At 69.5% G+C, this 24,320-nt stretch carries 21 protein-coding genes, 1 tRNA gene, 1 other RNA gene and 1 pseudogene; 13 read left to right on the top strand and 11 right to left on the bottom strand.

Features of this window, described 5'->3' with window-relative positions; genetic code table 11:
- The first annotated feature begins 1 nt into the window (after position 1).
- Positions 2-1,231 carry a M14 family zinc carboxypeptidase gene (locus HNR09_RS15285; protein ID WP_179542809.1) on the top strand — a complete coding sequence of 410 codons (1,230 nt, stop codon included), beginning with the start codon at positions 2-4 and terminating at the stop codon, positions 1,229-1,231.
- A 22-nt stretch (positions 1,232-1,253) separates the two neighbouring features.
- On the opposite strand, the gene epsC is transcribed toward HNR09_RS15285, so the two are convergent.
- The 3 genes from epsC to msrA form a co-directional block, all read right to left on the bottom strand.
- Positions 1,254-1,841 carry a serine O-acetyltransferase EpsC gene (gene epsC / locus HNR09_RS15280; protein ID WP_179542808.1) on the bottom strand — a complete coding sequence of 196 codons (588 nt, stop codon included), beginning with the start codon at positions 1,839-1,841 and terminating at the stop codon, positions 1,254-1,256.
- A 131-nt stretch (positions 1,842-1,972) separates the two neighbouring features.
- Positions 1,973-2,908, bottom strand: coding sequence for a cysteine synthase A (gene cysK / locus HNR09_RS15275; protein WP_179542807.1), 936 nt, complete (start codon positions 2,906-2,908; stop codon positions 1,973-1,975).
- Between the two features lie 105 nt (positions 2,909-3,013).
- A complete protein-coding gene (gene msrA, locus HNR09_RS15270) occupies positions 3,014-3,589 on the bottom strand; it encodes a peptide-methionine (S)-S-oxide reductase MsrA (RefSeq protein ID WP_179542806.1) in 576 nt (191 codons plus the stop codon).
- A gap of 107 nt (positions 3,590-3,696) precedes the next feature.
- Between msrA and HNR09_RS15265 the strand changes: the two genes are divergently transcribed.
- A complete protein-coding gene (locus tag HNR09_RS15265; protein ID WP_179542805.1) occupies positions 3,697-4,620 on the top strand; it encodes a Nif3-like dinuclear metal center hexameric protein in 924 nt (307 codons plus the stop codon).
- Positions 4,621-4,689: 69 nt separating this feature from the next.
- A complete protein-coding gene (locus tag HNR09_RS15260) occupies positions 4,690-5,142 on the top strand; it encodes a reverse transcriptase-like protein (RefSeq protein ID WP_322479596.1) in 453 nt (150 codons plus the stop codon).
- A gap of 75 nt (positions 5,143-5,217) precedes the next feature.
- Here HNR09_RS15260 and HNR09_RS15255 read toward each other — a convergent pair whose 3' ends face one another.
- From HNR09_RS15255 to HNR09_RS15245, 3 genes are read right to left on the bottom strand one after another with little or no spacing between them, the layout of a single operon-like run.
- Positions 5,218-6,000, bottom strand: a complete 783-nt coding sequence (locus HNR09_RS15255; protein WP_179542804.1) for a peroxide stress protein YaaA — start codon at positions 5,998-6,000, stop codon at positions 5,218-5,220.
- Positions 6,001-6,052: 52 nt separating this feature from the next.
- A complete protein-coding gene (locus tag HNR09_RS15250; RefSeq protein WP_179542803.1) occupies positions 6,053-8,059 on the bottom strand; it encodes a VWA domain-containing protein in 2,007 nt (668 codons plus the stop codon).
- Positions 8,056-8,979 carry an AAA family ATPase gene (locus HNR09_RS15245; RefSeq protein WP_218881958.1) on the bottom strand — a complete coding sequence of 308 codons (924 nt, stop codon included), beginning with the start codon at positions 8,977-8,979 and terminating at the stop codon, positions 8,056-8,058. The genes HNR09_RS15250 and HNR09_RS15245 overlap by 4 nt, the downstream gene beginning before the upstream one ends.
- A gap of 258 nt (positions 8,980-9,237) precedes the next feature.
- On the opposite strand from HNR09_RS15245, the gene HNR09_RS15240 reads away from it, so the two are divergent.
- The 4 genes from HNR09_RS15240 to HNR09_RS15225 all read left to right on the top strand — a co-directional run bounded on the left by HNR09_RS15240 (position 9,238) and on the right by HNR09_RS15225 (position 13,435).
- On the top strand, positions 9,238-10,737 hold the full coding sequence (locus HNR09_RS15240; RefSeq protein WP_179542802.1) for a flotillin family protein: 1,500 nt from the start codon (positions 9,238-9,240) through the stop codon (positions 10,735-10,737).
- A 13-nt stretch (positions 10,738-10,750) separates the two neighbouring features.
- Positions 10,751-11,248 (top strand): hypothetical protein, encoded by a 498-nt coding sequence (locus tag HNR09_RS15235; RefSeq protein ID WP_179542801.1) that lies wholly within the window; start codon positions 10,751-10,753, stop codon positions 11,246-11,248.
- A 106-nt stretch (positions 11,249-11,354) separates the two neighbouring features.
- Positions 11,355-11,768, top strand: an RNA gene (gene rnpB, locus HNR09_RS15230) — RNase P RNA component class A.
- 200 nt (positions 11,769-11,968) lie between these two features.
- A complete protein-coding gene (locus tag HNR09_RS15225; protein ID WP_179542800.1) occupies positions 11,969-13,435 on the top strand; it encodes a glyceraldehyde-3-phosphate dehydrogenase in 1,467 nt (488 codons plus the stop codon).
- Positions 13,436-13,557: 122 nt separating this feature from the next.
- On the opposite strand, the gene ettA is transcribed toward HNR09_RS15225, so the two are convergent.
- Together ettA and HNR09_RS15215 are read right to left on the bottom strand one after the other, a co-directional pair.
- On the bottom strand, positions 13,558-15,240 hold the full coding sequence (gene ettA / locus HNR09_RS15220) for an energy-dependent translational throttle protein EttA (RefSeq protein WP_179542799.1): 1,683 nt from the start codon (positions 15,238-15,240) through the stop codon (positions 13,558-13,560).
- Positions 15,241-15,426: 186 nt separating this feature from the next.
- Positions 15,427-15,990, bottom strand: a complete 564-nt coding sequence (locus HNR09_RS15215; RefSeq protein ID WP_179542798.1) for a single-stranded DNA-binding protein — start codon at positions 15,988-15,990, stop codon at positions 15,427-15,429.
- Positions 15,991-16,264: 274 nt separating this feature from the next.
- Between HNR09_RS15215 and HNR09_RS15210 the strand changes: the two genes are divergently transcribed.
- From HNR09_RS15210 to HNR09_RS15200, 3 genes are all read left to right on the top strand, one after another.
- A tRNA-Arg gene (locus tag HNR09_RS15210) sits at positions 16,265-16,337 on the top strand.
- Position 16,338: 1 nt separating this feature from the next.
- The gene (locus HNR09_RS15205; protein ID WP_246348900.1) at positions 16,339-17,799 is read left to right on the top strand and encodes a DUF2079 domain-containing protein; all 1,461 of its coding nucleotides are present in this window, start codon (positions 16,339-16,341) and stop codon (positions 17,797-17,799) included.
- A 189-nt stretch (positions 17,800-17,988) separates the two neighbouring features.
- The gene (locus tag HNR09_RS15200) at positions 17,989-19,230 is read left to right on the top strand and encodes a glycosyltransferase (protein ID WP_179542797.1); all 1,242 of its coding nucleotides are present in this window, start codon (positions 17,989-17,991) and stop codon (positions 19,228-19,230) included.
- A 65-nt stretch (positions 19,231-19,295) separates the two neighbouring features.
- Here HNR09_RS15200 and HNR09_RS15195 read toward each other — a convergent pair whose 3' ends face one another.
- On the bottom strand, positions 19,296-20,318 hold the full coding sequence (locus HNR09_RS15195; RefSeq protein ID WP_179542796.1) for an acyl-CoA thioesterase: 1,023 nt from the start codon (positions 20,316-20,318) through the stop codon (positions 19,296-19,298).
- A 330-nt stretch (positions 20,319-20,648) separates the two neighbouring features.
- Between HNR09_RS15195 and HNR09_RS15190 the strand changes: the two genes are divergently transcribed.
- Positions 20,649-21,428, top strand: a complete 780-nt coding sequence (locus tag HNR09_RS15190; protein ID WP_246348898.1) for a DUF8185 domain-containing protein — start codon at positions 20,649-20,651, stop codon at positions 21,426-21,428.
- Positions 21,429-21,508: 80 nt separating this feature from the next.
- Here the strand turns inward: HNR09_RS15190 and HNR09_RS15995 are convergent, their stop codons facing one another.
- On the bottom strand, positions 21,509-21,937 hold the full coding sequence (locus HNR09_RS15995; RefSeq protein ID WP_218882213.1) for a globin: 429 nt from the start codon (positions 21,935-21,937) through the stop codon (positions 21,509-21,511).
- 213 nt (positions 21,938-22,150) lie between these two features.
- Positions 22,151-22,513: pseudogene (locus tag HNR09_RS16275) on the bottom strand (OsmC family protein); the annotation flags it as partial.
- 266 nt (positions 22,514-22,779) lie between these two features.
- Here HNR09_RS16275 and HNR09_RS15180 point away from each other — a divergent pair.
- Together HNR09_RS15180 and HNR09_RS15175 are read left to right on the top strand one after the other, a co-directional pair.
- Positions 22,780-23,253, top strand: a complete 474-nt coding sequence (locus HNR09_RS15180; RefSeq protein ID WP_179542794.1) for a ribose-5-phosphate isomerase — start codon at positions 22,780-22,782, stop codon at positions 23,251-23,253.
- A gap of 38 nt (positions 23,254-23,291) precedes the next feature.
- Complete coding sequence (locus tag HNR09_RS15175; protein ID WP_179542793.1) at positions 23,292-24,185, top strand: Fpg/Nei family DNA glycosylase; 894 nt, start codon at positions 23,292-23,294, stop codon at positions 24,183-24,185.
- Positions 24,186-24,320 lie beyond the last annotated feature (135 nt).

Below are 24,320 nucleotides of genomic sequence, written 5' to 3'. Positions count from 1 at the left end.
CATGACACATGATGCATCGTTCCCTTCTCGAACTGTCCCAGGTCAGCCCTCGGGGCCGACCTCACCGGAGGTGCCCGGCGGTCGGTCCCTCTCCCGGCGTGCCGCGCTCGGGACGCTCGGCTCACTGGCCCTGTTGCCGCTGGGCGTCCAGGCGGCGATCGCCCGTCCCGGTGCGGAGTCCAGCACCTCCACCCCGACCGGCGCCATCCGCAGCTACGACGACATGATCCGTGAGCTCGCCCAGATCGAGCGCTCCTCCCAGGGGCAGGTGACCGTGCGGACGCTGGCCGAGATCGGCACTGCCGAGACCCGTTCCGAGCAGGGGCGGGAGCTCTACGTGGCGCAGGTCGGCCACGGCGATCGCCACGTGTGGATCATGGGGCGGATCCACGGTGACGAGCCCTACGGGCTCGAGGCGACACTGGCGGTGCTCAAGGCGCTGGGCAGCAGCGGACAGCCTGCTCACCGCCGGCTGCGCGAAGAGTTCACCCTGCACATCATCCCGATGTACAACCCGGACGGCTCGGAGATGAACACACGCACCACCACGCTGTGGGACCGGGAGGCCGACGCGCCGCGCCGCGACGCCCAGGGCGCCGAGCTGACCGTCGACCTGAACCGGGACTGGACGGCGGAAGGCTTCCTCGCCCGGGAGTCCCGGGCCTGGTACGAGTACTGGACGATGGTCCGGCCCAGCTACGCCCTGGACATCCATCACCAGGGGCAGAAGCTCGATCCGGAGACCGGCGAGCCGATCACGTTCTCACTGGGAGTCTCCCTGGCTCCGGGAGGGCCCACGCTGCCCGGGATCCGCGACGGGGAGTTCGACGTGCTCACCCGACAGATGGCCTCGCAGGTGTGGCTGGGCACCCGGCACCGGGGCCACATCACCGCGGACCGCTACGACGTGGGAGGGGGTCAGGTGATCGACATCCGGGGCGGCGTCGTCTCGGCGATGATGCTCGGCCTGGACTGGGCCGGCCTGAACCCTGACGGTCATGCCCATGCGGCGATCTTCTTCGAGACCTCCGGGAACACGCAGGACGGGGACCTCGGCCAGCGCGGTCGTGGGAAGTTCGTGCAGCAGAACATCCTGGGCGTGGAGTCCTGGCTGGAAGGGCTGGCCAGCGGAGAGACCTTCGCACTGGCCCCGGAGATCTGGGAGGAGATCCCCCACGCGCCGGTGGAGTACTACTTCACCGATTGGGGCGGCGTGATCCCCGTCAGCTGATCACCCGTCAGCTGGGCCCCGATCAGATGAACAACGCCGGATCGAGGGCGTAGCTGGCGGGGTCGACCAGCGGCCGGTGCTCCTCCTGGCGGCGCTTGCGGTCCTTGGCCGGGACGCCCACCAGCACGGAATGCGCCGGAGCAGACTTCACCACCACGGCGTTGGCCCCCACCGCAGACTGCTCGCCGATCTCGACCGGTCCCAGGACCTTGGCTCCCGCGCCGACGACGACCCCGTTCCCGAGGGTGGGGTGCCGCTTGGTCTGCTCCAGGGACGTGCCCCCGAGCGTCACACCCTGGTAGAGCATGCAGTCGTCACCGACCTCCGCCGTCTCGCCGATCACGACGCCCATGCCGTGATCGATGAAGAAGCGCCGGCCGATGTGCGCGCCCGGATGGATCTCGATGCCGGTGAGTCCACGGGTGACCTGGGAAAGCACACGGGCTGGAGTCTTCAGCGGGCGGACGCCCCACATGCGGTGTGCCACCCGGTGGGACCAGATCGCGTGGAGACCGGAGTAGACGAGCACCACCTCGACGTCGCTGCGGGCGGCGGGGTCGTGCTCGCGCGCGGAGCAGATGTCCTCACGCAGGCGCTTGAAGATGCCCAAGGTGGATCGGTGCCTTTCGACGTCGACGGCGGGTCACTGCAGGCTATCGGCGGCCGAGCGGCCGCGGCCAGTCGGCACGTCCGCCGTCAGGAGGGGTTCCCCTGGTCAGCGTGCGACGCCGGCCGCGGGGATCAGCTGCGGATGTCCTCGTAGAGCAGGGTGGAGATGTAGCGTTCGCCGAAGTCGCAGGCGAGGGTCACGATGAGTTTGTCGCGATACTCCTCGCGGGCGGCGACCTCGAGTGCGGCGGCCACGTTGGCGCCCGTGGAGATCCCGCCGAGGATGCCTTCCTGCGTGCCCAGGTCACGCGCGGTCTCGAGCGCCTTGTCCAGGTTGGCGGTGACGACCTCGTCATAGATCTCCCGGTCGAGGATGTCCGGGACGAAGTTCGGACCGATGCCCTGGATCTTGTGAGGACCGGGAGCTCCGCCGGAGAGGATCGGCGAGTCCTCAGGCTCCACCGCGACGATGTGGATCTCCGGCTTGTGCTCACGCAGACGCCGACCGGCACCGGTGATGGTGCCTCCGGTCCCGATGCCCGAGACCAGGACGTCGACGGCACCGTCGGTGTCCTCCCAGATCTCCGCACCAGTGGTGTTGTAGTGCACCAGCGGGTTGGCCTCGTTGGCGAACTGTCGTGCCCAGATGGAGTTCTCGGTCTCCTCCACGATGGCCTTGGCCTTCTCGACTGCGCCGCGCATGCCGTCGGCCCCCGGGGTCAGCACGATCTCGGCGCCGAAAGCGCGCAGCATGACCCGCCGCTCTGTGGACATCGTCTCCGGCATGGTGAGCACCACCCGGTAGCCGCGTGCGGCTCCGACCATGGCCAGGGCGATGCCGGTGTTCCCGGAGGTGCCCTCCACGATGGTGCCGCCGGGCTTGAGCACTCCTGCGGCCTCCGCGGCATCCACGATGGAGGTGCCGATGCGGTCCTTCACGGAATTGGCGGGCGAGTAGTACTCGAGCTTGACCGCCACATTTCCGGGCAGATCGGCGTCGAGTCGGTTGAGCCGCACCAGCGGCGTGCTGCCGACGGCCTGGGTGATGTTGTCCAGGATCTTGGCCATGGTGGTGGAACCTCTTCCAGGAGGGTGGTGGGATCTGACGCGCAGGCTGGTGGGGCTGCCTCACCCCGTCGGGCAGAGCACCCCGGCTCTGACTCTATCGGCTGATCAGACCAGGATGTCCTCCCGGAGCCACGCGGCGTAATGCTGGCGCAGTCGCGCGACCTTCGGGTCGATGATCACCTGGCAGTAGCCGACGCCGGGCCGGCGGGCGTGGAAGTTCTGATGCACCGGCTCGGCCTCGAAGACCGGGCCCAGCGGCTCCAGCTGCGTGACGATGGGACGCTCATAGGCGGCCTGCGCCCGCTCGATCGCCGCGTGGAACTCCGCACGCTCGTGCTCATCGGCGTAGAACATCGCCGAGCGATAGTGGGTGCCGACGTCGTATCCCTGCCGGTTCAGCGAGGTCGGGTCATGGGAGGTGAAGAAGACCTCGAAGAGGATCTCGGCAGGAATCACCTCCGGGTCGAAGACGATCTCCACCGCCTCGGCATGTCCGGTGGTCCCGGAGCAGACGGACTCGTAGTCCGCGGGACCCTGACCGCCGGTATAGACGCTGCGCACCGCGTGGACACCCTGCAGGCGACGGGCCAGGGAGTCCAGGCACCAGAAGCATCCGGCTGCCAGCACCAGGGTCCGTAGCGAGGGCGCACCGGGTCTCGTCGGGTCACTGTGGATCGTCATGACTGCGACAACTCCGGCGGACGCGCGGACATTCCTCCATCGGGCAAGTGCCCCGGATCTGGTGTGTCCCTGGTGATCCCTCAGGCCGACGGGGTAGAACTGGAGCCATGGCACACACTTCCGGGATCGGATCCCGCACCGACCAGCCCGCCGAGGATGTCGCCGCCGCATCGCCGGTGCCGCCGCACCGCCAGACCCCGTTGCTCGGCGACGTGCTCGAGATCGTCGAGGAGCTCTGGCCCGTCGGCCTGGCCGAGGACTGGGACGCGGTCGGACTGGTCTCAGGTCGCCGTGACCGCCCGGTGGAGCTCATCCATTTCGCCGTGGACCCGGTCCGCGCAGTGGTGGAGGAGGCCTGCGCCGCCGACGCCGACCTGCTCATCACCCATCATCCGTTGCTGCTGCGGCCGGTGCAGAGCGTCGAGGCAGGGACCTTCAAGGGGGAGATCATCCACCGTCTCATCGAGTCCGGCTGTGCGCTGCTGACTGCGCACACCAACGGGGACTCCGCCGTCGGCGGGGTCAACGACGTGCTCGCCGAGATCCTGGGGCTCGAGGATGCCGAGCCGCTGCGTCCTGCCCCCGACGGTCTTCAGGAGGAGGGCCTGGGCCGCTTGGGGACTCTTCCCCAGGGGACCACGCTCGGGGAGTTCGCCGCCACGGTCTTCTCCATCCTGCCGGCGGTGGCAGGCGGCGTGCGGGTGGCCGGGGATCGCGACGCCTTCATCCGGAAGGTGGCGCTGTGCGGAGGCGCCGGTGACGGCCTGCTGCAGGCCGCGCGCGACGCGGAGGCCGACGTCTACATCACCGGCGACCTGCGCCACCACCCGGCCTCTGAAGCTCGTGAGGGGGTGCGGGACGGGCGGCCCTATCTGATCGACGTCTCCCACTTCGCCAGCGAGTGGCTGTGGCTCCCCGCCGCGGCGCACGCCTTGGACCGTGCGCTGACCGATCGCGGCTACGATGTGGAGGTCGCCGTCAGCGGCATCAACACCGACCCCTGGGACTTCGTGATCACTCCGGGTCGGTGATCCGGACACTTCGGTGATGCCCGCCTGGTCCGGTGACGAGCCACTCAGCCAGGACGTGACAGGAGAGACGTGACCACCTTGATCATCGAGGCCGACGGCGGCAGCCGCGGCAACCCGGGCACCGCCGGATCCGGAGCCCTCGTGCGGGACGCGCAGGGCAGGATCCTCGCCACCCAGGCGACCCCGATCGGGAAGGCCTCGAACAACGTGGCCGAGTACACGGGGCTGATCGACGGCCTGAACCTGGTTCGGCAGATCGATCCTGAGGCCACCGTCGAGGTGCGTATGGACTCCAAGCTCGTCGTCGAGCAGATGAGCGGACGCTGGAAGATCAAGCACCCCGACATGCAGCGTCTGGCCCAGGAGGCGTCGCAGATCCTGCCGCTGATGAACGTCACCTTCACCTGGATTCCCCGGGCCAAGAACGGCGACGCCGACGCGTTGAGCAACGAGGCGATGGACGCCGCCGCCGCAGGCACCTCGTGGGACCCGGCGGCCAGTCGCATCCAGCCGACCCGCTGAGGCGCCCTGCGGAGCGGGTCGACGGCCCGGCCGAGAGGCTGTTCAGCCCCGCTCGATCTCAGCTCGGGTCGATAATCAGCCCCGCTCGATGAGGTCCAGCTGGTGGGGCGTGCGGCCGGTGGCCGGGCGCACCTCGACCTCCCAGCGGGCGGCGGCGAGCTGGGCGACGTCGTCGACCGTGCGCGGCTCCTGCTCCGCACGCAGAGCCATGCCGGTGAGCACGCCACGGGCGTGCTTGGCGAAGTGGGTGACCACCTTCCTCTCGCCCGCACGCTCGGTGAAGCTGTTGACCACCAGGGTCTGGTCCGGCTCGGGCCGGAAGGCCGCCGCGTAGCCGGCCGACCGGCAGTCCAGCACCAGCTGGTCGCCCACCCGCCGGCGCAGCGGCTCGGCCAGAGCCCGGCGCCAGTAGCCGCCCAGCTTGCCCGGACCCTCACCGTCTGCGGGGGAGAGGTCGACCCCCATGGAGAGCCGGTAGGCGGGGATCCGGTCGGCGAACGAGGTCGCCCCGAAGAGGCCGGAGAAGACCAGCACCTGCTCGGCGGCTCGCGCCGAGGCCGCCGCAGGCAGCGCCGAGGCGTCCAGAGCATCAAAGAGCACGCCGGTGTAGACCTCATGGGCCGGCGCGGCCGGTGCCTCCCAGAGCCGTCGGTTCTGCTCGACCTCCTCCATCACCCTGGCTCCGACCTTGAGGACCTGCTGGGCGTCGTCCTGCCGGCTGATCCGGATGAGTGCGTCCACGGCGGCCCGGCGCTGCTCCTCGACCTCGGGGAGGGCCATGGACGTCAGGTCAAGGGGCGCGGCGTGCTCGTCTCGCGGAGCAGTCTTGCCTTCGGAGGGTGGGAGAAAGATCAGCACCGCAGCAGGCTACCAGCGCCGACGGCCGCCGGGGATACGACGGCCGCGATGGTCAGAGCACCTGCGCTCCCGCGCGCCGGAACGGAGCCATGGCGCGGCGCAGACCGCCCTCCGATGCTATTCCGACCGGCAGGATAGAGACGCGGGCACACAGGTCCATGAGAGTCTCGAGCTGCTCCTCCAGCTCCAGGACGGCGGCCTCCTGCCGAAGGTGAGTGCCTCCGCGGCCGACGGTGGGGCGGCCGTCGGAGATGATCACCACTCGGCGGTGCGCCGGTTCGTCCTCGGACACCATGGCTGCGGCGAGCTCGAGCGCATGGACCAGGGGAGTGCCGCCGCCGGCGGGCTCACGCCGTGCTGCCTCTCGGATCCGAGACACGCTGGTGGAGCGGGTGACCAGCACGCGGGCGGCGGCGCCCGAGGCCAGCACCATGCTGACCGCGCCCCGCCGGGACACCGAGGAGGAGATCAGCTCGTCGACCTCCTGGGCCGCCCGGGCGATTCCGCCTGCCCCCATCGATGACGAGCCGTCCACCACGACCACGGTGTGCAGGCCGCCTCTGCGCCGACGCAGCACGCCGCGGAGGTCCTGGCTCTGGACTGTGGCGGGGGCCTGGCCTGTTCCGAGCGCAGCGGCGTGGCGTCGGGCAGCCCGGCGCAGAGTCGGGGCGATGGCGATCACCCCGCCCGCGCGCTCCACCGGGACTTCGCGCATCATCCGACCGCGATCTGTGGAGAGGCTCTCGGAGCCGCCTCGGCCCGCATGATGGCGGCGGGCCATGGCGTCTCGACGAGCCGGGGGAGTCGCCGTCGTGGGCATCCCGGAGGGTCTCACCCCCGCCCCTGCCTGCAGGCTGAACTCCAGGCTCTCCGCATCCAGGCGCAGCTCGCCGAGGTCGACGGCGAGAGCTTCGGCGTCGTCGTGGCCGGGGCCTCCCGCAGGACTCGACGCGTCCGGACCGGGAGAGTCGGGCGCGGCGGCACAATCGCTCGCCGAGTCCTCGTCGGCGTCCTCGTCGGCGTCCTCCACGCCGTCTTCGCCCGTCTGCTCCCCGCCCTCGACATCGGCCGGGGCGGGGGTCGAGGGGACTCCTGGGGAGCTGGCTTCCGTGAGTGCCGCCGCCTGGATCTCCTCAGGATCCTCGGCGGATGGGGCGGTCTCCGCGCCGGCACCCGGTGCAGGGGGCTGCTCCTCCTCCGTCGCGCTGGCTTCCGAGAGATCGGCCGGCTCGTCGTCGCCGGGCTGGGCGTCGGGCTCCGAGGGCTGGTCGACATCCGGGGACGGACCGCTTCCCGGCGCCTGTTCGGCGGAGGGTTCCTCCTCCACGGTGCCCTGGTCGGGGGCCGACCCGTCCTCGGGCGTGCAGCTGGAAGCCTCCTCGGCGAGGTCGTCGGAGGAACCACGCGCCACCTGCCGGGGAACAGCGACGACCGCCTCCACCAGCGCCAGTGCATGGTCGACCCCGACCTGTTCCGCCAGTCCCGCCGCCAGATGGGTCGCCGCGGCGTCCAGTGCATGGTCGTGGCAGTCGGCCCGTGCCAGGAGAGAGACCACGCGGGCGGCGAGGGCATCGGAGGTCCCGGCCCCTGGCTCATCGTCGTCCACCGCGCGCGCCTGGCCCGCCCAGTCAGCCCGATCCGCCCGATCCAACCGGTCTGCTCGGTCTGCTCGGTCCAGAGGCGACGTGGTGCCGGTGAATCGGAGAATGGCAGTGCACCGGCGCAGCAGTGCCGGCGGCACGTCCTCGAGATCAGCCGCCATGGCGAGCAGGCGCGGCGAGTCCAGTGCCGCGATCTGCTCTGCCGTCATCATCGACGCGTGGCCGATCGAGGCATCGGCCGCCGGAAGCAGACGACGGAATGCGGCCTCGGCCAGCAGCGCATCCCCGGTGCACAGCACACCGCATGCTGCCCCAGCCTCCCACGCCGTCATCACCAGCTGCAGCGGCACCTCGATGGCCGGGAGCGCGTCTCCGCCCAGTGCCGAGGCCAGCGACGTGATTCGATCCGGGCGCCGCTGGAGACGTCGGGGGTCTCCGGGGAGGGCTTGGCCCCTCATGCAGCGCGAAGTCTGAGCACGCGGGCGGCGCTGAGCTTCACCCGGGCGGCCGGTGTGGTGCTGCGGTCCCCGGGGCGGGAGGGGGTGCGGTGCTGCAGTGCGGGCACGGCGGCGAAGGCGACATCGGTGGGGGTGACCTCGTCACGGCCGGCCAGCGCCGCCAGAGCTCGCGCGCTGCGCGCCAGCACCAGGTCAGCACGATGTCCGACGGCACCCGACTCCACGCAGACGTCGACGATCCGGTCCAGCATCGAGTCCGGGAGCGCCACGGCTCCCAGGCGTGCCCGGGCGGAGAGGATCCGGTCCGCGAGCTGGGTCTGGCGGCCCTGCCAGCCTCGGGCGAAGGCCTCCGGGTCGGCGTCGTGCTCCAGCCGGCGGCGCACGATCTCGACCCGCAGCGCCGGGTCCGTGATGGTGCGGACATCGGTGGCCAGGCCGAAGCGGTCCTCCAGCTGAGGGCGCAGCTGACCCTCCTCGGGATTGCCGCTGCCCACCAGCACGAACCGGGCCGGATGGGTGTGGCTGAGGCCGTCCCGCTCCACCCGGTTGACCCCTGAGGCCGAGACGTCGAGCAGAACGTCCACCAGGAAGTCGTCGAGGAGGTTGACCTCATCGATGTAGAGGAAGCCACCATGGGCGTCGCTGAGGATCCCGGGAGCGAAGACGATCTCTCCCCGCAGCGCCTTGTCCACGTCCAGGCTGCCGAGCACGCGATCCTCGGTGGCGCCGAGGGGCATCTCCGCCACCGGCATGTCGATCTCGTGGTGGCGGAGGAGATCGCCCAGGGCTCTGATGGTGGTGGTCTTCGCCGTCCCCCGGTCTCCGAGGGCGAGGACGCCGCCGATGGCGGGGTCCACGGCGTTGAGGACGAGACAGTTCTTCAACGCGTCCTGGCCGAGCACGGCAGTGAAGGGAAACACAGGAGAAGAATCTAGGAGAAATGCGAACGATTCGCAATACAGTGTGATCAATGGCAGGCGCAGGAGGCTTCCCGCCCTGTGGAAAAGCGAGTCAGCAGTGATCCTCCTGCTGATACGCTCGGCCCCAGGGTCATGCCTGCACATCACGGTCGGGGCGGCGACGCAGCCGCCGTGGCGTGGGTGCATCGGCTGACCCGCGGACACTGAAGAATCACGAGACGCACCTGAAGAACATCCAGCTGAAGAGGTACTGACCTGATGCTCGAGACACTGCTCGGGGCGAGCCTGTTCGTCCCCATCCTCGGCCTGATCCTGGTGGTGGTCGTGGCGATCGCCGCGATCGTCGCGCGCTACCGCATCGCGAAGCCGAACGAAGCGATCATCGTCTCCGGATCGGGATCCAAGCGCAGCGCCGACTCCGGACTGCCGGCGACCCAGAAGATCGTCCAGGGCGGAGGGACCTTCGTCCTGCCCTTCGTCCAGAAGTCCGACTCCATGTCCCTGGAGTCCCGCAAGGTCCTCCTCGAGACCTCGGCGATCACCCAGAACGGCATCAACCTCCACGTGGAGGCCGTCGCACTGGTCAAGGTCGACGGCAAGGAGGACTCCATCCGTGCCGCCGCCCAGCGTTTCCTGGGACAGCAGCAGGAGATCGAGCGGTTCACCAAGGACGTCCTCGAAGCCTCCCTGCGTTCCATCCTGGGCACCATGACCGTGGAGCAGGTCAACCGGGAGCGGGAGGCCTTCGCCACCCGTGCACTGGACGAGTCCGAGTCCACTCTGACCAACCAGGGCCTGCTGCTGGACGCCTTCCAAATCCAGGGCATCAGTGACGACAACGACTATCTCGTCGACCTCGGCCGCCCCGAGGCCGCCAAGGTCAAGCGCGATGCTGACATCGCCGAGGAGAACGCCCGTCGGGAGTCGGAGCGGGCCCATATCGCTGCTGAGCAGGAGATCCTCGAATCACAGCGAGAGCTGGACCTGCGCAACGCCACCATCCGTGAGGAGACCGACCAGGCCAAGGCGAAGGCCGCGGCCGCCGGTCCGCGGGCGGAGGCCGAGGCCCAGCGCGCGGTGGTCGACCAGCAGCGCGAGACTGCTGAGCGGCGGGCCCAGCTGCGCGAGCAGGAGCTCGTGGCCGAGGTGCACAAGCAGGCCGACGCCGACCGCTACCGCGCCGAGCAGGAGGCCGAGGCGCGGCGCGTGGCGGAGGTCTCTGAGGCGCAGGCTCAGGCTGAGCGGGTCCGGCTGGCCGCCGAGGCGGACCTGGATCGCCGCGAGAAGGAGGCGCGGGCCGTTCTGTTGGAGGGCGAGGCCGAGGCTGCCGCCATCCGCGAGCGGGGGCAGGCGGAGGCCCTGGCACTGCATGAAAAGGGCGAGGCCTACCGCAGCTTCGGACAGGCGGCCATCATGGACCGCATCATCGCCACGCTGCCGGAGATCGCCCATGAGGCGGCCGCGCCGATGAACAACATCGACTCGCTGACGGTGATCGACTCCGCCGGCGCCAACAAGGTCGTCAAGAACGGCATCGACAACGTCAATCAGGCCGTGGAGCTGGCCAGCTCCACCCTGGGAGTCGACCTGCGCGAGCTGCTGAAGAACTTCACCGGCCAGGACCTCACGGCGACCGGCGTACAGGCCGACCACGAGCAGTCCTCTGCCGAGGCCGTCACGGACGGCGACTCCGAGGAGGCCAAGTCTGCTGGGTCGGACTCTGACGCAGCCAGGACCTCCGCGTTCGGGCAGGACTGACCCGGGAGACGCCGTGGTCATCTGGTTCATCCTCGTCGCCGTCGTCTTCACCGTCCTGACGGTGGTCACGTTCTTCCTCGACGGCCTGCTGGACTCGGTGCTGCCGGACCTCGGCGGGGACGGGCTGCTGTCTTCGACATCGCTCTGCGCCGCGGTGGCCGGCGCCGGCTACGGGGGATGGATGGGGCTGGGCGCGCTCGAGCTCGGGACGGCCGGCGGACTGCTGCTGGCCGGGCTGGCCGCCCTGGTGGTGCTCGCGGTGACCGGCCTGGCACTGCGGGCGGTGCGCCGTGCGGAGACTCCCCAGGCTCGCTTGGAGGACACGATCGGGACCCTGGGCAAAGCTCTCACCGGAGCGCCCGCGGGCAGCCCCTTCGAGTTCACCGTTCCGCATCACGGTCACCCCCTGAAGATCTCCGCAGTGGCGGAACACGACGTCGTCCAGGGGGAGGAGCTCGCCGTAGAGGATGTCGTCTCACCGACCCGACTTCGGGTCGCTCCGCCCAGCTGAGGGCCCCGTCCGGCTCGAGGTCCGGCAGATTCGGGAGAGAAGGGTCACCCCTGCCCAGCATCGGTCCGGGCAGGGCTCGTCGCTGGCGTACTATGGACACCCGGGACGGGTCGGCCGGGCCATCGCGCCGCCGCAAGGCCCCGACTGCGCCAGGGTGCGCGGTCGGATAACTGCGGCGTCGAGGAACGTCCGGACTCCACAGGGCAGGATGGTGGGTAACGCCCACTCGGGGAGACCCGCAGGCCAGTGCCACAGAAAACAGACCGCCCGCTGTGCGCCCTCGGGCGTTCGCAGCGGGTAAGGGTGAAACGGCGGTGTAAGAGACCACCAGCGCGGCAGGTGACTGCTGCGGCTCGGCAAACCCCATCCGGTGCAAGGTCGAACAGGATGCGTCCGAGGGCTGCCCGCCTGAGCATCCGGGTTGACCGCTCGAGGCCCGTGGTGACACGCGGCCCAGATGGATGATGGCCTCCGTACGTCACGTGCGGAACAGAATCCGGCGTACAGGCCGGCCCGTCCCACTCGCCCCGCCCGCCGAACTCGGCGCGCGGGGTGTTCTGTCTCACATGTGACGTCGGTGGTGGCCGCTGTGACTCCGACCCCCGCTCCGACGCTCTAGACTGGGCCGAGGAACGCTTCGACGACGCGCCGCGGCGAGGATGCCGGCGGTGCGAGGCACTCCGCCCAAGACAATGACGTCTTCACGGAAGGAACACAACTGTGCCGCACCATGCTGACGAGCACCTCCAGCAGTGGATCGACAGAGAGTCCATGGCGGAAGCCATGATTCCGCTGATCGGCCGGCTCTACCGCGAGAACAACGTGGTGACCGGGATCCACGGCCGGAAACTTGTCAATCAGTCCGCCATCGACATCCTCAAGGCCCACCGATTCGCCCGTCAGGTGGATGAGACTGAGCTCCCCATCGCTGAGACGCTTCCCCTGGTGGAGGCCCTGACCACTCTGGACCTCGGCGCGGCCAGCGTGGACATCGCCCGCCTGAACTCCAAGTTCAAGAAGTCGGGATCCGAGGATCTCGTCGCCTTCCTGCGCGACGAGCTCTCCGAGGTCGTGAGCCGCCGAGGAGAGGGCGGCTCCGAGCCGCGTGACGTCGTCCTCTACGGTTTCGGCCGCATCGGCCGTCTGCTGGCACGGATCCTGGTGGGCCGAGCCTCCTCGGCCTCCGGACTGCGACTGCGAGCCATCGTGGTGCGCCGTGGTTCGGAGAACGATCTCGCCAAGCGCGCCTCGCTGCTGCGGCGAGACTCGGTGCACGGTCCCTTCGCCGGTTCGATTCGTCTCGACGAGGAGAACCAGGCGATCATCGCCAACGGGACGTGGATCAAGGTCATCTACGCCGACGATCCCGCGGCGGTGGACTACACCGTCCACGACATCGACGACGCGGTGGTGGTGGACAACACGGGCCGCTGGCGCGACGAGGAGGGCCTCAGCCAGCACCTCAGGGCACCTGGCGTGTCCCGGGTGCTGCTCACCGCACCGGGCCAGGGGGGTATCAAGAACATCGTTTTCGGCGTGAACCATGATGACATCACCTCTGAGGACCGCATCCTCTCCGCGGCGTCCTGCACCACCAATGCCATCACGCCGGTGGCCAAGCTGATGCACGAGGCCTACGGGATCGATCATGGGCACGTGGAGACGGTCCACTCCTACACCAATGACCAGAACCTCATCGACAACTTCCACAAGGGCGAGCGTCGGGGTCGTTCGGCGGCGCTGAACATGGTGCTCACCGAGACCGGGGCCGCCAAGGCCGTGGCCAAGGCGCTGCCGGAGCTGAGCGGGAAGCTCTCTGGCAACTCGATCCGCGTGCCCACCCCGGACGTCTCCATGGCGATCCTGAACCTGGAGCTGGAGCGGGAGACCAGCAAGGACGAGCTCAACCGGTTCCTGCGCCGGGAGTCGCTGGAGGGCTCGCTGCACAAGCAGGTCGACTACATCGACTCCGCCGAGGTCGTCTCCACCGATTTCGTGGGCACCCGCGCGGCCGGGATAGTCGACGGCCTGGCCACGATCGTCAACGGGCGCCAGGCGATCCTCTACGTCTGGTATGACAACGAGTTCGGCTACTCCGCTCAGGTCATCCGCACCCTGGAGCAGATGACCGATGCCGCCCCCGTGAAGTTCCCGCGCGTGGAGGATCTCGCCGCAGCTCCCGTCTGAGCCGACCTCTGGTCCCGCAGCGCCGGGTCACGCGGTGCTGTCGATGACGAGGCCCCGGACGAATGATCCTGAGAGGGACCTTTCGTCCGGGGCCTCGTCGTGACGGCGGCTGGGGTCGAGCCTCAGTCGCGGGTGAGCTTGCGGTGGGTGACCCGGTGCGGGCGAGCCGCCTCAGGACCGAGACGGTCGACCTTGTTGCTCTCGTAGGACTCGAAGTTCCCCTCGAACCAGTACCAGCGGGCCGGGTCCTGTTCGGTGCCCTCCCAGGCCAGGATGTGGGTGGCCACACGGTCGAGGAACCAGCGATCGTGGGAGATGACCACGGCGCAGCCCGGGAACTCCAGCAGTGCGTTCTCCAGTGAGCCCAGGGTCTCGACGTCGAGATCGTTGGTCGGCTCGTCCAGCAGCAGCAGGTTGCCGCCCTGCTTGAGCGTCAGGGCGAGGTTCAGGCGGTTGCGCTCACCGCCGGAGAGCACCCCGGCCTTCTTCTGCTGATCTGGTCCTTTGAAACCGAAGGCGGAGACATAGGCGCGGGAGGGCATCTCCACATTGCCGACCTTGATGTAGTCGAGCCCGTCAGAGACCACCTCCCAGAGGGACTTCTCCGGGTCGATGCCCGCGCGCGACTGGTCGACATAGGAGATCTTCACCGATTCACCCACCGTGAGCTCGCCGTCGTCCAGTCCCTCGAGTCCCACGATGGACTTGAACAGGGTGGACTTGCCGACGCCGTTGGGGCCGATGACCCCGACGATGCCGTTACGGGGCAGAGAGAAGGAGAGGCCGTCGATCAGCTGCCGGTCCCCGAATCCCTTCTGCAGGTTCCCGGCCTCGATGACCTGGGTGCCCAGGCGAGGGCCGGGCGGGATTTGGATCTCCTCGAAGTCCAGCTTCTTGGTGCGTTCAGCCTCAGCGGCCATCTCCTCATACCGGGCCAGACGAGCCTTGGACTTGGCCTGTCGTCCCTTGGCGTTGGAGCGGACCCAGTCGAGCTCGTCGGAGAGGCGCCGGGCCATCTTGGCGTCCTTCTTGCCCTGGATCTCCAGACGGGAGCGCTTCTTCTCCAGGTAGGTGGAGTAGTTCCCCTCGTAGGGGTAGAGGCGTCCGCGGTCGACCTCGCAGATCCACTGGGCGACATGGTCGAGGAAGTAGCGGTCGTGGGTCACGGCGAGGACCGCACCCTCGTAGTCCGCCAGGTGCTGTTCGAGCCACAGCACGGACTCGGCGTCGAGGTGGTTCGTCGGTTCATCGAGCAGCAGCAGGTCCGGCTTGGACAGCAGCAGCCTGCACAGGGCCACACGGCGACGCTCACCGCCGGAGAGGTGGGTGACCGGCTCGTCGCCCGGCGGGCAGCGCAGGGCATCCATGGCCTGCTCGAGCTGGGAGTCCAGGTCCCAGGCGTTCGCCGCGTCGATGGACTCCTGGAGCTTGCCCATCTCGTCCATCAGGGCGTCGAAGTCAGCGTCCGGATTGGCCATTTCGTCGGAGATGTCGTTGTAGCGCTGGAGCTTTCCGTAGATCTCTCCCACGCCCTCCTGGACGTTGCCGAGCACAGTCTTGTCCTCGTTCAGCGGCGGCTCCTGCAGGAGGATGCCGACCGAGTATCCCGGGGAGAGCCGAGCCTCGCCGTTGGAGGGATGGTCGAGACCCGCCATGATCTTCAGGATCGTCGACTTTCCTGCCCCGTTGGGACCCACGACGCCGATCTTCGCTCCTGGGTAGAACGACATCGTGACGTCGTCGAGGATGACCTTGTCGCCCACCTTCTTGCGGGCCTTGACCATGCTGTAAATGAACTCTGCCATGGACCCCAGGCTAGTCGGCTCCTGTGCTGTTCGCCCAATGGACCGCCGTCGTGTGCCCCATGTGACCGCGCCCGACCCGTCTCACATCGCGCCTGAAGCGCCTGGGGGACACGGCTTCCGCACCGCCCCTCCCGCGCCGCACCGTCCGGCTCGAGTGCTGCGCGGGGGCCGGGCCGGAGACTCTGCTCAGAAGGGGGCGTCGACAGTCTCGGCCCCTGCGAGCTCCTCGTCCCCTCCCGGGGAGACCTCAGGGGAGGAGCCGTGGCCTGCCCCTGCCGCGGCATCCGGTCCTGGATCCCGTGCGTCCGAGTCGGCGAGGTCCGCGGCGTCCTCGGTCGGTGTCAGGCCCGCCCCTGCTGTGCCCCAGCCGCTCGCCGAGTCGGCGGGCTGCCCGCCCAGCCGGATGAAGGAACCGGTGCCGAAGGTCAGATCATGACCCACGCCGTCGGCATCGATCTCCACGGAGGTGCCGCGCTGGCCGGTGTCGTTGGCCCACTGGCGAACTTTGAGACGACCGGTGACCAGCACCGGATCGCCCTTGGAGACGGTGGTGCGGACGTTCTGTGCCAGAGCGCGGAAGCAGGTCACGGTGAACCAGTTGGTCTCTCCGTCGACCCACTCGCCACGCTCGCGGTCGAAGCGCCGCGGAGTGGAGGCCAGCCGGAAGCTGGAGATCGGCAGTCCCTTGTCGGTGGTGATGGTTCGCACCTCGTTGCCGATGAATCCGCGGACGGTGACGGTCTCGTTCATGATGTCCTCCTGGGGAGCTCGTGCTGGTGGTGATGCTCGGATGAGTTGGGGTCGTGCATGTGATCCGGTGCATGTGATCCGGTGGAGCCAGTCTGTTCGGCCATCCGGTCAGGAGCGAGCAGATCATCGGCCCCTGTGGAGGTGACGGCGTGTCGCCAGGGGGTGCAGGTCGCCTGTGGAGGAACGAACTCGGTAGACTAGATGATCGGACTGGAGGGGAACCGCGGCACGATCCTGCCTCAGGGTGTGGCGTGCGGGGCTCCGACCAGCACCAGCCTCGGTAGCTCAGGGGATAGAGCAGCGGCCTTCTAATCCGCCGGTCGGGGGTTCGAATCCCTCCCGGGGCGCTTGACGCGTTCACAGAAGATGCAGCTGGCCGCCGTGATGACGGCGGCCTCCTTGCTGTACCTGGTGCACTCTCTGCTGCGATTCCGCAATTTCGAGGCCAAGGGGTACGACCTCGGCATCTTCGACCAGGCGGTCCGGCAGTACGCCCTGTTCAGCGCACCGATTGTCCCGATCAAGGGTGAGGACTTCCACCTGCTCGGCGATCACTTCCATCCGATCATCGCTGCTCTGGCCCCGCTCTACTGGCTCTGGGACGATCCGCGGATGCTCAACATCGCGATGACGGCTCTGCTGGTCTCCACCGCGATCCCGGTCTATCTGGTGGTGCGAGGCTGGTTCGGCCATCGATCAGGTCTGCTCAGCGCCGCCGCCCTGCTGCTGTACTGGCCGTTCCAGGCGATCATCAACTGGGACTTCCACGAGATCGCCTTCGGGGTTCCGATCATCGCCTGGGTGATCTGGGCGATCGAGCGTCACCGTCCCTGGCTGGCGGTCGGCCTTTCGGCGATCCTTCTGCTGGTCCGCGAGGATCTCGGCGTCACACTGATCGCGATCGCCCTCGTGCTCGCCCTGCGTCGCTGGTGGCTGCCGGCCCTCACCACGGCGGCACTGGGGGGTCTCGGCTACTGGTTCGCCACCGAGGTGGTCATCCCGCACTTCTCGCCGGCCGGAGAGTTCGGCTACTGGGAGTTCACCGCATTGGGCGCCTCGGCGGGCGCCGCCGTGGCCTTCATGCTCACCCAGCCGTGGAACGCCGCTGTCGTCCTGGTCGACCATCCGCTCAAGGTCGGCCTGTGGCTGCTGCACTTCCTGCCGCTGTGGCTGCTGCCCTTCGCCTCGCCCTATGTGATCATCGGCGCGCCGATCCTGCTCTCTCGCCTCTTCAACGACCGACTCAACGTCTGGGCGCCCGTCTACCAGTACGACGCGATCCTCGCTCCGGTCTTCCTGCTGGCGGCCCTGGACGTTCTGCGTCGGATCGCGGCACGCACCGCGCCGCGCACCGCGGGCCGGCTCGCGGTCGCGCTGCCCTCCACCGTGCTGGCGGTCAGCCTGATCGGCACGCTGTTCTTCCCCCAGGTCTTCCCGTTCCAGCGGACGCTCACCGCCGGTAACTGGGAGATGACGGAGCGCGCGCAGGCTCACGAGCGTGCCGTTGCGGTGATCCCTGACGGTGTCTGCATCGAGGCCGCGGACACCGCGGTGCCGCATCTGGTGGACCGCACCCGTGTGGGGCTCAACGGCACCACCGACGCGGAACGGCTCAGCTGGCTGATCATCGATGACCGCGTCGAGGAGCTCGGCGGCTCCGATCCGCTGACCCCCCGGGAGGCCTTCGACCGTGCCGAGCAGCTCGGCTTCGAGCCCGTGATCGCCGACGACCAGGGGCTGTGGGTGTTCACCAGGGAGCTCGACGACGACGTCGACACGACCCGCTGTGCGGAATATCTGGCTCGCTGAGTCGTTGGGCTGACCAGGCCTGGTCTCCCTGGCTCCCGCTCCCGACACCGACGGGTCCCGGGATGCCTGCGCCGCTCTGAAGCTTCCGACTCACGGCCCACAGCCCACCGGCGCTCAGGCACAATGGAGACTGCGGGCCCATGTCCAGGACCGCCACGACCCCATCAGCCGCCCATGGAGACTCACACCATGTCCAGCCCCACGGCGACGCTTCCCTGCGGAGGCACCTCAGCACTTCGCATCGTGATGGTGAGCCTGCACACCTCCCCGCTGGCGCAGGCGGGAGCCGGCGACGCCGGAGGACTGAACGTCTATGTCAATTCCCTCTCCCGGGCTCTGCGCGCCGCCGGTGTCTGCATCGATCTGGTCACCACCGGTGAGGGACCCGACCACGTGCGGGAGCTCGCCGACGGGCGACGCGTCCACCACCTCCAGGCAGGCACCGATGGGGACAAGAACAGCCTGGTGGACGAGACGGAGTCACTGGCTCAGCGCGCACTGCGCAGCCTGGCGGCCGTCGATCCGGGGGCGGTGACCACCGTCCACTCGCACTATTGGATCTCCGGACTGGCCGGGCTGACCATGGCTCGTCGGCTGAGGGCTCCCTTGGTGCACACCATGCACACCATCGGCGCGGTCAAGCAGGAGTGCGATCCGCAGGCCGCAGAGGATCCTCGCCGTGATGCGGCCGAGTCGCGGATCGCACGCTCCGCGGACATGCTGACCGCCAACACCCTCCGTGAGCGGGACGACCTGGTGCGGCTCTTCGACGTGAAGCCCGCCGGCGTGGCCCTGGTGCGCCCGGGCGTGGACCTCAGCGTGTTCCATCCGCCTGCCGGGGAGGACGCTCGGCTGCACCTCGAGGGGCGGCCCCTTCGGCTGACGTTCGCCGGCCGGCTGCAGCCGCACAAGGGCCCCCAGGTGGCGGTCGCCGCACTGGGGAAGCTCCGCCGCATGATGCCCGACACCCCGGTGGAGCTGACGGTGGCTGGGAGACAGAGCGGCCAAGACGCCCTCGACATCGCTGAGCTCGCCGCCGCCCACGGCGTCGAGGACCTGGTGCGCACCACGGACCCGCTGCCGCATCCCCAGCTCGCCGACCTCTTCCGAGACAGCGACGCGGTGCTGATGCCGTCCTACAGCGAATCCTTCGGGCTGGTCGCCCTGGAGGCTATGGCCTGCGGCACCCCGGTGCTGGCCCACGACGTCGGCGGGCTGTCAGAGCTGGTCCGTCACCAGCGCACCGGCCGCCTCGTGCAGACCCTGGATCCTGCCGCATGGGCCGAGGAGATGCGGTGGCTGATCCTGCACCGCCGCGCCTGGGCACGCTACAGCGGCACCGCCGCCGTCCTGGCCGAAGAGTACTCCTGGGCGGCGACTGCGACGGCCAGCCGACGGCTCTATCGCACCCTCAGCCCGGTGTCGGTCTGAGCACCGGCCAGAGGGGCCCGACGTGCATGGGCGCCTCTGCTCCCTCGTCACTCAGCGAGTGACGTTCAGCGAGTGAAGTAACGAGAGGCCCAGGCGCTTCCGTACTTGCGATCGAGCTGCCGCTGGGTCCGGGAGCTACGGACCATCGAATGCTGGATGCGCTCCTGGATACGCGGCCTGAGCCCCTGGGGCCGGCGCACCATGCCCTCCTGGGCGACGGTGGCCACCAGTGCGCCGTCGCGGTTGTAGATCGCTCCGGCACCGAGCCCGCGGGAGCTCTGCGCGCTGGGGCTGTGCTGGACGTAGAGCAGCCACTCATCGGCGGCCGCATCACGATGCCACCACATGGCGTGGTCCAGGGACGCCACCTTCATGCCGGGCTTCGCCCAATAGAGGCCGTGGCGGCGCAGCACCGGCTCCAACAAGGTGTAGTCCGAGGCGTAGAGGATCGCGGCACGGTGGATGTTCGGGTCCTCGGGAAGCGGGGCGCGGGCGCGCATCCACACGGCGTTGGAGGCCCGCGGCACGGTGTCCCCCTCCAGGTAGATGGGCCGGTCCACATGGCGTATCTCGAACGGCCGGCCATGGCCCCATTCCTGCATCACCGGATGCTTGACGTGCCCCACCAGCTCGTGTGGCGGGGCCAGCTCCTCCGGGGCCGGGATGTCCAGCGGCATCTCCTGCTGGTGAGTGGGTCCAGGGGAGGGCCGCTGGAACGAGGCGATCATCGACAGGATCGGCCGACCGTCCTGGTAGGCCTGGCTGCGGCGGGCCGAGAACGAACCGCCGTCCCGGAGCCGCTCGACGCCGATCTCCAGGGGCTTGGTGGCGTCGCCGGGCCGGAGGAAGTACCCATGCACCGAGTGGATGACCCGTGCGGAATCCACCGTGCGCACGGCGGCGATCGCCGACTGGGCGAGCACCTGACCGCCGAAGACCCTCCAGAACGCCTGATCGAAGACGGGCCCGCGGAAGCGCTCCTCACTGCCCGCCGCCTCCGCCGGATCCAGCTGCTCGAGGTCCAGCATGCCCACGAGCCGCTCGACAGCCTCGGCAGGGGTGGGGATGCGGTACGGACGCTCAGGCATGGGACCTCCGGTCTTCGATGCGGTCGGCGGGCGCTGTGGGCAAGATGACACAGTCACCGGTCACCGGTCCACGGCGCACCAGGCGCTGCGCCCAGACTCGGTCAGCGCGGCGCGGGCGAACAGCTGGGCAGCTGCTGAGGACCACTCTATCCAGACACCTCCAGCGGGCCGGGGGACCGACCCCCTGTCGGCGCGGTCCACCCCACGGGGACGTGATCGTGCCCCGTGACAGAGCCCTTTCCGGAGGAGGCACGGCTGGGAGCGTCACTGCGGGACACAGTCCTGGCCGCCGAGACGACCCGGGCCAGCCCGGGTGGGACAATGTCAGACATGACCAGCACCGATCCGCGCAGCGCGCCCCAGCCCTCCGACGTCTCCTCCGACGGGCCCTCGGCGGCCGCCGCCGGGACCCGGTCCTCTGGAGGCTCGGACGCCGAGACCGAGGTGCTCCGCTTCGCCGAGGCGGTCGCGCTGCAGGACCTGAGCACCTACATCCGCCGCGCCCGGCGGATCCAGGAGCAGGGGATCAGACTGCAGGTCGTCGGTTCGGTGCTCGCCGCGTGGGTGCCGGTGATGACCCCTGGCTCCCTGGTCGGCCGACTCCCCGCGGTCCTCGGGCTGCGCACCATGGCGCTGGCCGAGCCCTCCGACGCCGACGTCACGGCGGAACTCAGCTCCATCACGGAGCGGCTCGCCCGCCTGAACCCTGCAGAGACCGTGCTTCCTCTGCCGCCCAGCCGACTGACGGTGCCGTGGGCCGCGGTCACCCCGCCGCGTGCGGGCTGGGAGGTGCAGGGAGAGCTCGACGACGATGTGGTCCGCGCTGCCGCGGAGAACGGCATCGCTGAGATCACCGAGACTCTTCCCGCCACCGCCGGTGCGGCCGTGGTGGAGCAGGTGCGCGAACGCGTGTGGGGCCGTGACCTGGCCGAACTCGCAGGTCAGGCCGAGTCTTGTGAGGTGCCGGCAGGTGCCGCCTTCGGCGCCCACGCCTTGAACTTCCTGACCGCACAGGGCGCCGGTGGACGCACCACCCTGCACTCACGGGGCCGGTGGGTGCGGCTCAGCTCCGCAGGGGGATTCATCCTCTGCCGCCGCTCAGGGCTCTGAGCGCCGATGACCCTCGGCGGAGGAGGCCGGGGTCTCCGGGGCCAGCGCAGGCAGAGCGGTTCGTCCGCGGCCTCAGCCGCTCAGCTGTTAACCATGGAGTGGGCTGCCCGCTCCAGGTAGTCCCAGAGGATCTGCTCATGCAGGGGAGAGAGCTCCGCCTCCTCCACAGCCCGACGCATGTACCTCAGCCAGGTGTCACGCGCGGCGGCGTCCACGCGGAAGGGCATGTGACGCATGCGCAGACGAGGATGGCCGCGCTCGGCCTGGTAGGTGCGGGGCCCGCCCCAATACTGCTCGAGAAACATCAGCAGACGGCGCTTGGCCGGCTCGAGGTCCTCCTCCGGGTACAGGGCGCGGAACTCCGGGTCCTCGGCCACCTGGTCATAGAAGACGTCCACGATCCTGCGGAACGTCTCATGGCCGCCGACCTCCTCGAAGAAGCTCTTCTCCTCCGGCGAGGGGGCCTCCTCGCCCAGGGGGAGACCGCCAGGTGCCGGCAGATACCCCATGTCGGCACCCGTCGGACGGGGATCAGGCCGCTGAGGGGCCTGTTCCGCCCCTCCGCTCGGCTGGTCCCGGCGGGCGAGGCCGCTGACCTGAGAGGGTGGCCTGCCCACGGGCCTCACCGTGGCGATAGGCGCGCCCAGCCGCCGAGAGAAGGTGGGCCGTGAGTCGTCGTCGGAGGCCGCCGCGGCCGGTGTGACCGGTTCGTGGGTGACCGGGAAGTTCACGCTGCGCGCGATGAAGCAGCGCCCGCTCGCCTCGGCGTGCAGTGCGTCTGCCTGGGTCCGCTGGGACTCCTCGGCCAACGTGACCTCGGGGCGGAGCACGGCGGCGGTGATGTCCCCGGAGCCGTCGCTGTGGACGCGCAGCTCGGCGGTGCCGCGCACCGTCATGGCGGTGACCACCACTCCTGCCCCGGCCGCGGCGTGCAGGTAGGACAACGTGTGGCACTGTGCCAGGGCGGCGAGGAGCAGCTGCTCGGGGTTCCACCGTTCAGCGTCGCCGTGGAAGGCGCGCGCGGCCGAACCGGTCAGCGGGGGCGGGGACTCGAGCCCCCGGGCCACCTCTCGTTCGCTCAGCATCGCCGTGATGGTGTGCTCACGCCGGTAGTCGCGCGCTCCGGTCGTGCCGCCGTCGGCGTCGCTCCAGGCGACCTCCACCCGGAAGGTGTGCTGGTCGATCTGCATGCTCTCCTCATCTGTGGTCGCTCCTCCCTCACGATACCGCCCGGAGCGAGGCGTGCCGGGCGCAGGGCGATTTCCCCATAGGATGTCATCGGCGCGGCAGCACCTGCTGTCGCCCTCGAGCCGACCGCCATCTGATGTCCCCGAGAGGAACACCGCCCGACATGCGCGTCCACATCGCCACCGACCACGCCGGCATGGAGCTCTCCACCCACCTCGTGAAGCACCTCAGCGCCCTGGGTTACGAGATGATCGACCACGGGCCCCGGGAGTACGACGCCCTGGACGACTACCCGGCATTCTGCCTCCGTGCGGCCGAGGCCGTGGCTCAGGAGCGCCTCCAAGGACTGGATTCGCTGGGCATCGTGCTCGGCGGCTCCGGCAACGGGGAGCAGATCGCGGCCAACAAGGTCCGGGGCATCCGCGCCGCGCTGGCCTGGAACCTGGAGACGGCGCGACTGGCGCGCGAGCACAACGACGCCAACGTCGTGGGGCTGGGGGGACGCCAGCACAGCGTCGAGCAGGCCGCCGAGATCGTCGAGGCCTTTCTCGCCGCCCGGTGGAGTGAGGCGGAGCGCCATGCGCGCCGCATCGGCAAGATCGCCCGCTATGAGGAGTCCGGCGAGATCGTCGACTGAGCCCAGAGCCCGCCGTCGACGCGTTTCACACACGTCCTATGCCTGAAGGTCACACCCTCCACCGTCTCGCTCGTCAGCTGGACCGCCTCTTCGTCGGTCACCCCTGGCGGGTCAGCTCGCCGCAGGGGCGCTTCGCCGCCGGTGCCGCGCGCCTCGACGGCCGGACCCCGGAGCGGGCCGAGGCGTGGGGCAAACACCTGTTCGTCCACGTCGGCGCCGACATCTGGCAGGTCCACCTCGGGCTCTACGGCGCCTTCAGCTTCCGCGGCGACGAGGAGTTCTCCGGTGCGGCCACACTGGGTGCGCCGCGGACGGCCGCCGAGCCCGTGGAGGCCCACTATGACGACGCCGGCTGGATCGTCCCCGCCGCTCCTGCCGGAGCGGTCCGCGCCCGGATCCACGTCCGCCATGGCTGGGCCGACCTCCGTGGCCCTGCCACCTGTGCGGTGCTGGACGTCCCGGACTATGAACGCGTCATCACTCGCCTCGGCCCGGATCCCCTGCGGCAGCCCGCCGAGGTGCTGAGTGAGCAGGCCGCGGGGGACTTCGCAGCCCGGCTGGCACGCCGGCGCATTCCGATCGCGGCCGCTCTGATGGATCAGTCTGTCATCGCGGGAGTGGGCAACATCTACCGGGCCGAGTCGCTCTTCCTGGAGCAGATGGACCCGCAGACGCCTGCCCAGCGTCTCAGCCAGGAGGCCGTGGCCTCGCTCTGGCACCGACTCACCGCACAGCTCCGCCAGGGGGTCGCCGAGGGTGTGATCCGCACCCTGCGGCCCGAGGACGCCGCGGCCTCCCACGACGGCGCCGCCGGACGCCGCCACTGGGTCTATCAGCACCAGGGCACCAGCTGCCTGCGCTGCGGGGAGACCCTCGCCGCGCAGGAGCTGCAGGGTCGCAGACTCTACTGGTGCCCGGGATGCCAACGCTGAGGGCCGGCGGATCGCCCCCTTGCTCGGTGTGCATGTCCTGCCTGCGGTGCATAAGCACGGGCCGATTCCCGTAGAATCGCATCCGACCCCGTTGACGAGGTCCCACGTGCCCCGACCGTGGCCGGTGAACCTGGC

The organism is Nesterenkonia xinjiangensis, assembly GCF_013410745.1.
Classification (GTDB): Bacteria; Actinomycetota; Actinomycetes; order Actinomycetales; family Micrococcaceae; genus Nesterenkonia; species Nesterenkonia xinjiangensis.
The sequence above is the reverse complement of the archived record's forward strand: the minus strand, read 5'-3'. Positions and strand labels throughout refer to the sequence as shown.